Annotated in this window: 3 protein-coding genes and 2 pseudogenes; 2 read left to right on the forward strand and 3 right to left on the reverse strand. The window is 71.2% G+C overall.

Annotation, left to right across the window (positions count from 1 at the left end; genetic code table 11):
- The 3 genes and pseudogenes from EGM46_RS14280 to EGM46_RS14290 all read right to left on the reverse strand — a co-directional run.
- Positions 1-694 (reverse strand): annotated as a pseudogene (locus tag EGM46_RS14280) (hypothetical protein); the annotation flags it as partial.
- 86 nt (positions 695-780) lie between these two features.
- Positions 781-978, reverse strand: a complete 198-nt coding sequence (locus EGM46_RS14285; protein ID WP_125100793.1) for a hypothetical protein — start codon at positions 976-978, stop codon at positions 781-783.
- Positions 979-1,133: 155 nt separating this feature from the next.
- A complete protein-coding gene (locus EGM46_RS14290; RefSeq protein WP_125100794.1) occupies positions 1,134-1,427 on the reverse strand; it encodes a WXG100 family type VII secretion target in 294 nt (97 codons plus the stop codon).
- Positions 1,428-1,724: 297 nt separating this feature from the next.
- On the opposite strand from EGM46_RS14290, the pseudogene EGM46_RS15215 reads away from it, so the two are divergent.
- Positions 1,725-2,261 (forward strand): annotated as a pseudogene (locus EGM46_RS15215) (FHA domain-containing protein); the annotation flags it as partial.
- Positions 2,262-3,083: 822 nt separating this feature from the next.
- Positions 3,084-5,037 (forward strand): FtsK/SpoIIIE domain-containing protein (locus EGM46_RS15085; RefSeq protein WP_277425230.1); only part of this gene is annotated, 1,954 nt, incomplete at its 3' end.

A 5,037-nucleotide genomic window follows, 5' to 3' on the forward strand; every position in this document is an offset into this window, starting at 1 on the left:
GGGACTTGACCGGCGCGCCCGGCGCCGTCGCGAGGAGTTCGAGCAGCCGCCAGTGCTGCACGAGCTCTGCGCGGTGCGCACGTGCACGGATTCGATTCGCCGTGTCCCGATCTCGCAGGGGGATCCCTTCGAGGTTGCCGATCAGCGCTGCCTCCCCCGAAACGAGCTGGCGCCGCACGCGTTCGGGTGTCGCGGCCCAGCGCTGCGCGACGAGCCCTGGATCGCGTGCGGCGGCGAGGCGTTCGGCCTGCGCACGCAGCGCGACAGGCGTGAGGCCGGCGCCAATCGTCGCGGCCGGCTGCGTGACGCCAACGGGTTCGCGAACACGCGCACGGGGAAGCCTGGCGCGGACCCCGGCGTAGTGGCTGGCCGCAGTGCCGGCGTCTGCGCGTGCGCGCGCATCGGCCGCTCGCCGCTCGTGGGATAGACCGTCGAGCACGAGCCGGGTCTGCGCGTCGAGTGCACCTGCGGCGAGCGCGTTGCGCATGTCGAGCTGCCGCTCGGCTGCTTCGCGAATCTCGTCGATGCGGAGCCCGTAGCCAACTATCGCTTCTCCCCAGGCGGTGTCGGCCGTCTCGGTCAGGCGCGCGGCGCTCGCGGTCGCGTGCACTACCTGCTGGAGCCGCTGCACGGAGACCGCTGCGCCATCGCGGCGCGCGAGGCCGAGCGCCGCGCCGCCCACGCTCCGCGCCACCTCACCACCCACCGCTCGCGCACGGAGTTGTGCACCGACGCCTCGCGCGACACCCTGGCTCCCCCGCAGCACCGCCTCGCCGCCCATCACCGTGCACCCCGCGCGTGTTCGGTTGCCCAGGCTACCTGCGCGTCGAGCAGCCGGAATGTCTCCACCGTCTCATCGCACAGCTGGGCTTGATCGTGAGCAACCCGGGTGAGATCAGAGAGCAGTCGCGCGCGTTCGACCGCTGCATGGCGCGCCGCATCCTCCACGTCGGCGGTGCCGGACTCGAGCGCCTGCACGGTTCCCCCCTCCGCGTGAAGGGTTCCTCCCGCCGCGCGGAGCGCTCGCGCGACCTCTCTCAGCGCTGGGTAGTCAATTTCCATACCTGGGGTGTCTCCTCTCAGCGGACGGCGCACGGCGCCTGGGGCGCAACTCCGCGACCAATGTGTGCTCGCTACTGGATGCGCGCGGCAAGCTGTGCGTCGGTGTCGCGCAGCACGGTCGCCGTGCCCGTCAGGAACGCGCGTACGTCATGCAACTCGTCGTTGATGGTGTTCGCCGCTGTACTGATGCGAAGGTATGCCTCGCGAAACTTCCCCGACGCCTGGTCGGTCACGAACCCCGCGCTCAGCAGTTGCTCGATCCTGCCCGTCATCCGAGCGAGTTCGCGCGCGATCTCGCCGTGCCCGCGCCCCAGGTCTCCTGCGACCTGCTCGATCTCCTCGAAGCTGACCGAAATGTTTGGCATGTGTGTCTCCTTTCGCATGTGCCGTGCCCGGCGAGGATCGCGGCCGGGCTGTTCGGCAACAGTAGGCGCAGCCCGTTCCGCACGACCCGGCGATCTCGCTTCTGTGGATAACTCCCCAGTTCTGCGCGACTGAGCGACGGTCCGCGCCGGCCAGGGCGCACGACTCGCTCACACCCTGCTTCCCACGCCACTCAACGTCGCATCCGTCCACAGCCCTTGCGTCGCCGCAGCGCCTCCCCGCTAGTGTCGGCCGTCCACGGGCAACGCAACGTGCAGCTCCCGAGAAGAGAGGCTGGGATGGAACTCCGTATCAGGGTGATCGGCCCCCGATCAGGGGAACGCGCGGCTGCTCAGGATCTGCGTGTTCGCGCGGACCCCGCAGAGCCGGTCGGGTCGATCGCGCGTGCGCTGAGTGAACATCTTGCCGAGCCGAGCCGTGGCAGGCCTGGGCGGCACGGTGCGAGCGGGCCCAAGGGCGGCGTTTCGCAGCTGGCCCCCGTGCCAGGCGCGCACCCGCAGACGCTTCGTGTGCTGCTTCCCGGACGCCCACCACGCGTGTGCGCGCCAGACGAGCCGCTGGGCAGCTCGGGCGTCCAGTCCGGCGCACGCATCGAGCTGGTCTCCACTCAGCCAGAACGGGCGGCGTTCCCGCCGCCAGCCGCGGAACTTCTCGTCCTTGGCGGGTCACAACGTGGGACCGCCTTCCCACTGCACGAGGGCGCGAATGCGATCGGGCGAGACCCGAGCTGCGACGTCCGCTTGGCGCACCCGAGCGTTTCGCGACGGCACGCGCTGATCCAGGTGCACGGCGAGACACTCTCCATCGTGGACCTCCGGCACGCACCGTCCGACAGCACAGAGAGTGCCGCTCGGGGAGCGCGGGACCACCCCTCCGAGCGCGGTGCACGCGCACCGGCACTCCGTCTGCCGTCACTCAGTGTGGTGCGGCTGGGCGCGCTTCCGGTCCGCATCAGCCTTTCGGCGCCGATGGTGCCGCCTCCTCGGCGCGAGAGCACGATCCGGCATCTTCCGTCGCCGCGGGTCATTCCCCGGGAGCCCGCCCCGCCCGTTCAGCTGCCAGCGTCACCCGCGCCACGCGCCCGGTCCCGGTTTCCGGCACTCGCGATCGTGGCTCCGCTGCTGATGGCTGCGGTGTGGTTCTTCTCCGCGCGCTCATCACTCAGCCTCTGGGTCCTCAGCGTGTCGCCCGTTGTTGCCGCTGGTGCATGGCTGAGCACGACACTGCTCGCACGGCGCACGCGGCGCCGTGCGAGGCAAAGATTCGATGCCGCCCTCGCAGAAGCGCGCCAAGCGCTCGAAGTGGCGCACGCCGCGGAGCGACACAACCGCAGTTCCAGGTATCCGACGACTGCGAGCCTCCTCGCGGACGCACGCACGCGTGGACCACTCCTCTGGGGCAGCGACGCGGCGCGCGAAGCCATCAGTATCCGGGTCGGGTCGGGAGCTGTGCCCAGCCGTGCCCGCGTGGCGGGGCCGCACACCAGTGACGACGCCGATCATGGCCACGCAGCGCTCCGGGCACTGCGTAAGGACGCAGCGACCGTCACGCGCGCGGCAATCATCTCGACGCTCAGTGACCACGGCGCCTTCGCGATCACAGGCCCTCCCGCCGCGAGACAGGAGTCCCTCAGCGCGGTGACCGCTCAGCTCTGCGCACGATACTCGCCGAGCGCGCTCGTGCTCACCGGATTCTTCGCCCCCGGGGACCCGGCTGGCATGGGGTGGTGCGCCTGGCTTCCCCATGTCGATCCGTCCGGCAGCCCGCTCCCCGTCGGGCACATCGGCGCCACTGCGGCGAGCGCATCCGCGCTGCTCACGGCACTCGAGGAACTGGTGCGGCTGCGCGGAACCAGGAGTCACGAAGCCGACGCTCAGGCGGCGCTGCCGACGGTGGCGGTGCTGGTGGTCAACCCCCGACTCGTGCCGCACCACCGCCTCATCGCGCTCGCCGGGGCCGGGCCGGCAGCTGGCGTGCACCTCATCTGGTGCGCCGGAACGCTGGCCGAGATTCCAGCGGTGTGCTCGACGATCCTCGAAGTCGGTGCGGACACGGACACACTCCACCGCGTCGACGCTGGCAGCGTCACGCGCCTCGACGAGGGGGAGCGGCTCACGGTGGCGGCAGCTGAGCACTTCGCTCGCTCGCTCGCACCGGTCCGTGATGCCGGTGCAGGCACAGCAGCGACTCAGCTCACGATCCCGGGAACGGTCGCACTCACCGAGCTCCTCCCGCCGGGGCTCATCGAGAACCCCCACGCGGTCGTGAAGGGCTGGCGACAGCGCGACAGTCTCATGAGCGAGTGGCGAGACGGCGCGGCCAGGCTGACCACCTCGCTGGCCGTTCCCGTCGGAAGCGACGGCTCGGCGCCCACCGTGCTCGATCTCACCACGGATGGACCGCACGCGCTCGTCGCCGGGACCACCGGCTCAGGGAAGTCCGAGTTTCTTCTGAGCTGGATCCTGTCGCTCGCCGTGCACGTGTCCCCGGAACGACTCACGTTTCTCTTCATTGACTACAAGGGAGGCGCGTCCTTCGCGGAGTGCTCGACCCTGCCCCACAGCGTCGGCCTGGTCACTGACCTCACGCCGCACCTGGCCACACGCGTGCTGCAGTCGCTGCGGGCGGAGATCCGGGCGCGGGAGCACCTCCTCGCGCTCGCAGGGGCCGCAGACCTCGACACGCTCGAGCGGCGCTCCGCACCGAACGCGCCTCCCCGACTGCTGGTGATCATCGATGAGTTCGCGGCGCTCCGCCAGGAGGCCCCCGAGTTCCTCGCCGGCGTCACTGACCTCGCGCAGCGCGGGCGCTCGCTCGGCGTGCACCTCATCCTCGCGACCCAGCGCCCAGCCGGCGCGATCTCGGATGACCTCCGCGCGAATGCGCCCCTCCGCGTCTCGCTCCGCACCGCAGACACGACCGACAGCCGTGATCTGCTTGGCGACGACTCCGCTGCCTCCTTCTCGCACGCGCAGCCCGGGCGCGCGGCTCGCGCAATCGGGGCAGGAGCCGTCTCCCACTTTCAGTCAGCAACGACCGGTCCTCCCGCGGGCACAGGCCCTCGCACCCCCGCGACCATCACACCGCTCTGGCCCGAGCCCTCGACCCCGGCCATGCCTCCGCCCACGCCGCAGTCCACCTCTGCGCACGGACCACGCGACTCGACACGCCTCATCGCGGTGCTCAACGCCGCCGCGCGCCTCAGCCAATCCCCCGCCCCACGCAGACCCTGGACCGAGCCACTCCTGCCGAGCTACACGCTTGCGGCGTCCGCATCGTACTCCGCGCCGGCGAGCACCTCGGCGAGCACCGCGTCCGTCACCATCGGGGTCCACGATGAGCCAGATGAGCAGCGGCAGAGCGCGCTCGCCCTCCGCCTCACCGAGTGCGGCAGTGTCGCCGTGCTGGGCGGACCGGGGAGCGGCCGCACCACTGCGCTCCTCACGATCGCCGCCGCCTCGCTCGCGGCGCGGCCGGAGACGACCGTGGTGGGCGTCGACGGCGGCGACGGAACGCTGCTCACCATCGCGGGGTTCCCGGGGGTCGGCTCGGTCATCGCCGCGGACGCTCACGAACGCATCGTTCGGCTCT

The organism is Leucobacter chromiireducens (genome assembly GCF_003917135.1).
Taxonomy (GTDB): domain Bacteria; phylum Actinomycetota; class Actinomycetes; order Actinomycetales; family Microbacteriaceae; genus Leucobacter; species Leucobacter chromiireducens_A.

Excerpts from the sequence above, each read along its gene's own strand:
- EGM46_RS14290 (WP_125100794.1), bottom strand. The coding sequence starts at position 1,427 with ATGCCAAACATTTCGGTCAGCTTCGAGGAGATCGAGCAGGTCGCAGGA.